Below are 4,752 nucleotides of genomic sequence, written 5' to 3'. Positions count from 1 at the left end.
GCCTCCCTGGAGAAGGGGGCCGCGAGGCCGTCCGCCCGACCCGACCCGGCCCGCCTCAGCCCGCCGGGTTCGCGCGCCGGGCCTCCACCAGGCCCGACTCGTAGGCCGCGATCACCGCCTGGGCGCGGTCGCGGACACTCAGCTTGGCGAAGACGCTGGTGATGTGGTTCTTGACCGTGGAGACGCTGATGCCCATCGCCGACGCGATCTCGGCGTTGTCGAGGCCGGTGGCCAGCAGGTGCCACACCTCGATCTCACGGGGCGTCAGTTCCCCCAGGTCGGACACCGGCACCGGCACCGACGACGGCGACCTCGGCAGGCGGGGCGAGGTGACGTAGGTGGAGATCAACCGGGTGAGCAGGCGCGGCGCCACCGCCGCCTCCCCGGTGTGCACGGTGCGCACGGCCGCCGAGAGCTCCTCCGGGGAGACGTCCTTGGGCAGGAACCCGGAGGCGCCGGCGCGCAGGGCGGCCACCACGTACTCGTCCATGTCGAAGGTGCTCAACGCCAGGACCCGGCACTCCGGCAGTTCCCGCGCGATCCGCTCGGTCGCCTGGACCCCGTCGAGGACCGGCATCCGGATGTCCATCACCACGACGTGCGGCCGGTGCCGGTGCGCGAGGTCGACCGCCCGCTGCCCGTCGTCCGCCTCGGCCACCACCTCGAACGCCGGGTCCGGTGCCAGGATCAGGGCCAGGCCCCGCCGCACCAGCGGCTGGTCGTCCGCGATCAGCACCCTGATCCGCTCCGGGGTTCCCGTCATCCGAGCCGTTCCTCTCCGTCGGCCGGCACCGCCGGCAGGTCGGCCACCACCCGGAAGCCACCACCGTCGACGCCGCCGGCCACCATGCTGCCGCCCTGCAGCGCGACGCGTTCGCGCATGCCGATCAGACCGTACCCGGCCCTGCCCGCCCTCGGTCCGGCCGGGGAACCCGCCCCCGTCAGGGCTCCCACCAGGGTGTCGGCCGGCGCGGCGGTGCCGTCGTCGGACACCTCGACGGTGACCCGGTCCGGGTGGTACGTCAGCCGGACCCGCGCCCGGGCCCGGCCGGCGTGCTTGCGGGTGTTGGTGAGGGACTCCTGGACGATCCGGAACACCGCCAGGCCGGTGCTCGGCGGCAGCGGACGCTCCTGCCCCAGGACGGCGAACTCCGTGGGCAGACCGGCCCTGCGGGACTCCTCGACGAGCCCTCCGAGGTCCCCGACACCGGGCTGCGGCGCGGCCGGCGCCCCGTCCGTCTCCTCCGGCGCGTCGCCGGCCCGGAGCACGTCGAGCAGTTGGCGCATCTCGCGCAGCGCCATCCGCCCGGAGCCCTCCAGCGTGACCAGCGCGTCGCGCACCACCTCGGTGTCACCCCCGAGGTTCGCTCGGGCACCGCCGGCCATCAGCTGCATGGTGGTGATGTGGTGGGCCACGATGTCGTGCAACTCCCGTGCGATGCGGCGCCGTTCCTGCGCCACCGCGCGGTCGGCCAGCAGCCTGCGCCGGACCTCCACCTCGTGCTGCCAACGCTTCAGCACCTCGGCCGCGACGAGGACCAGCGCCGCGGCGAGTACGTTGACCGCCGCTGCCCCCACCGGAGGGGGCAGCGGATGCCCCTGGCCCAGCAGTGGCACGGCGGCCGCCACCAGGGCGGCCGGCGCCGCCACCGCGATGCCGCGGGAGCGCGCCACGGCGAACAGCGCGACGCACAGCGTGCAGTTGAAGTGCTGCGGCACCGGCCCGCTCAGGTTCAGTGCCAGGCCGAGGGCCAGCACACCCGCCAGTGACGCCAGCGGGTAGCGGCGCCTGGTGAGCAGCGGCAGGGCCGCCAGGACGAGCAGGACCAGCGCGGTCAGGGAGATCGGCCGGCTTCCGTCCAGACCGCCGACCGAGTAGCCGAGGAGGTCCAGGGCGGCCGCCCCGGCGGCCAGCAGCCCGTCACTGCTCGTCCAGGGCAGGCCGTCGGCGCTCGGCGACGGCGGCGGGGGCCGGTGGTGCGTCGACATGCTGGTGCTGGTCCTCTCCGTGGCCGGTCGGCACCGGCGTCCGCCGGTTCACCGCGACCGTCATCCGTGCGCCGTGAGCTGTCATCCGTCGTCCGTGAGCCGTGCGCCCTGCGCTGCTCCCGCGACGGCCCGCAGTCCCCGGAGGGGAAAGCGTCCGCGGCCCATTCTCGCAGCGGCCCCCGGCCCCGGAGCGGCACCCGGGACCGATCCCCGACCAGGACCCTGGTCCTGGTCGGGGCCGGGTACCGGGCCCAGGTCCCGACCGCGTTCTCCTCCCCCGCTCGGACGAGAACGCCCGGTACGCCGTGATGCTCTGGAGAGGTGCCGGAACCCCGGCGACAGCACCACAGCCGGAGGACATCGTGATCCGCGCCCTGACCGGATTCTCCACCAGGAATCCGTGGAAGGTCATCGCCGCCTGGTCGGTCCTGGGAATACTCCTGACCGTCCTGAGCCAGACTCTGATCTACCGGGTGACCCAGACGCAGACGGCCGACTTCCTGCCGAAGAGCTACGACTCGGCCGCCGCCCTGCAGATCGCCCACGACCGCTTCGGGACGAAGCCCGACGCCAACCCGGTGACCATCCTGGTCGCGCGGGCCGACGGCCGGGCGCTGACCCCCACGGACCGGGAGCGGATCGACGCCGGGACGAAGCGGCTGAGCCACCTCAGGGTCACCATGCCCAAGCCCGAGGACGCGGCGCCCTTCCAGCGGGACTACTCGCAGGTCCCCCAGGTCGGCCTGGCCATGACGGCACCCGACGGAACCTTCGAGCTGCTCTCCGCCAACCTCACCGGAAACCCCGCCGACCCGGGCCTGGAGAACACCTTCCGGGCGTTCCGGGACAACGCCCGGGCGGAGTTCGCCGCCCAGGGCCTGCGCACCGGCTTCACCGGCGCACTCGCCGACCAGGTCGACTCCGCCGACGACGGGAAGACCCTCGCGACCGTCGCCTCCGTCTGCTCCGTCGCCCTGATCGTGCTGCTCCACGTCCTCGTGTTCCGCAGCGTCCTGGCCGCCCTGCTGCCGCTGGTCGCGGTGGCCCTCGTCAGCGGCGTGGCCGCCGGCGCGGTCGTGGGCACCGCGCTGCTCACCGGCATCAAGCTCGACCCCTCCGTGCCGAGCCTCATCGGCGTGGTGCTCCTGGGCATCGGCATCGACTACTTCCTGTTCCTGATGTTCCGCTTCCGCGAGCAGCTGCGGGCCCGGCCTGATCGCCACCACCGCGCCGTCGCCGCCGAGGTCGGTCAGAAGGTCGGCACCGCGGTCACCTCGGCCGCGCTGACCATCGTCGCCGCCTTCGCCACCCTCGGGGTCGCCAGCTTCGGCCAGTTCCGGGTGCTCGGCCCGGCCGTCGCGGTCTCGGTCCTGGTCATGCTGCTGGCCAGCCTCACCCTGATGCCCGCCGTGCTCGCGGCCTGCGGACGCGCACTCTTCTGGCCCTCACGCGCCCTCAGGACCGAACCCCGCGACGGCACCACGACCCGGTTCGCCGACCTGGTGGCCCGCAGGCCGCTGACCATGGTCCTCGCCTCGCTCGCCCTCCTGGGCGCCCTGGCCGGCGGGCTGGCCGGGATCAGGATGGACTACGGCCTGGGCGGCGGCCCCCGTACCGCGTCCCAGAGCACCGCCCTGGAGATCTCCCGCGCCCTGCCCGCCGGCGCGGCGGACCCGACCAGCGTCTACGTCGAGACCAAGAACGCCGGCCCCCTCTCCCCCGGCGCACTGGACGGCCTGGCCCAGCACCTCACCAAGGTCGCCGGCGTCGGGCAGGTGACCGAGCCGGTCCTGAGCGAGAGCCGGCAGGCCGCACGGATCGACCTGATCCTCACCGAGGACCCGCAGTCCCAGCGGGCCCGCGACCTGGTCTCCGGCCCGATCCGCGCAGCCGTCGCCCAAAACACGCCCGCCGGCCTGACCGCGCACGTCGGCGGCACCCCGGCCGTCTTCGCCGACGTCTCCACCGCCGTCAGCCGCGACCTCCGGCTGGTCTTCCCCGTCGCGGCGGTACTGATCGGGGTGATCCTTCTCCTGCTGCTGCGCAGCCTGCTCGCGCCGGTGGTGCTGATGCTCTCCGTCGGCCTCGGTTTCGCGGCCACCCTCGGCGCGGCCGCCCTGGTGTTCCAGCACGCGATGGACAAGCCGGGCGTCAACTTCACGCTGCCCCTGGTCCTGTTCCTGTTCGTGGTCGCGCTCGGCACCGACTACAACATCCTGATCAGCGACCGGATCCGGGAGGAGATGGAACACCCCGGGCCGCCCCGGGCCGCCGTCGCGCGCGCCCTGCGGCACACCGCCCCGGCCATCGCGACGGCGGGCCTCGTCCTGGCCGGCTCCTTCGCGAGCCTCGCGGTGACCCCGCAACCCTCCACCCAGCAAATCGGCTTCGCCACCGCGCTCGGCATCCTGCTCTCCGCGTTCCTGCTGTCCATCGTGCTGGTGCCCGCCCTGGCCGCGATCCTCGGCCGCGGCCTGTGGTGGCCCCTGCGCCCCGGACGCGCGACCACCCGGCCCACCCCCCGGCACCGCACGGACACACCGCACCCGCCGCAGTCTCCGCAGTCCCCGCAGTCCCCGTCATGGTCCGAGTGGCCCGCGCCGTCGCACCAGGACGCCTACCCCCACCCCCAGCCGTACGCGCCCCGGGAGGAACAGGGCACGGACTCCTCCGGGGCCCGATGGAGCAATCACTCCTAGGCCGGATCCGGGTGGCACGCATACGAAAAGTGCCTTCCGGCCGGGACGACGGGGACCTTGGAGA

3 protein-coding genes are annotated in these 4,752 nt (G+C 74.0%); 1 reads left to right on the top strand and 2 read right to left on the bottom strand.

Going from position 1 to position 4,752, the window contains the following annotated elements:
* Positions 1 to 55 precede the first annotated feature (55 nt).
* Together ACFRMQ_RS38335 and ACFRMQ_RS38330 are read right to left on the bottom strand one after the other, a co-directional pair.
* Positions 56 to 763 (bottom strand): response regulator, encoded by a 708-nt coding sequence (locus tag ACFRMQ_RS38335; RefSeq protein WP_380735508.1) that lies wholly within the window; start codon positions 761 to 763, stop codon positions 56 to 58.
* Positions 760 to 1,989, bottom strand: coding sequence for a sensor histidine kinase (locus ACFRMQ_RS38330; RefSeq protein WP_380735507.1), 1,230 nt, complete (start codon positions 1,987 to 1,989; stop codon positions 760 to 762). The genes ACFRMQ_RS38335 and ACFRMQ_RS38330 overlap by 4 nt, the downstream gene beginning before the upstream one ends.
* 362 nt (positions 1,990 to 2,351) lie before the next feature.
* Between ACFRMQ_RS38330 and ACFRMQ_RS38325 the strand changes: the two genes are divergently transcribed.
* A complete protein-coding gene (locus tag ACFRMQ_RS38325) occupies positions 2,352 to 4,688 on the top strand; it encodes an MMPL family transporter (RefSeq protein ID WP_380735505.1) in 2,337 nt (778 codons plus the stop codon).
* The last annotated feature ends 64 nt before the right edge of the window (positions 4,689 to 4,752 follow it).

The organism is Kitasatospora sp. NPDC056783 (assembly GCF_042789895.1).
Classification (GTDB): Bacteria; Actinomycetota; Actinomycetes; order Streptomycetales; family Streptomycetaceae; genus Kitasatospora.
This window is presented reverse-complemented; position numbering and strand designations above follow the sequence as displayed.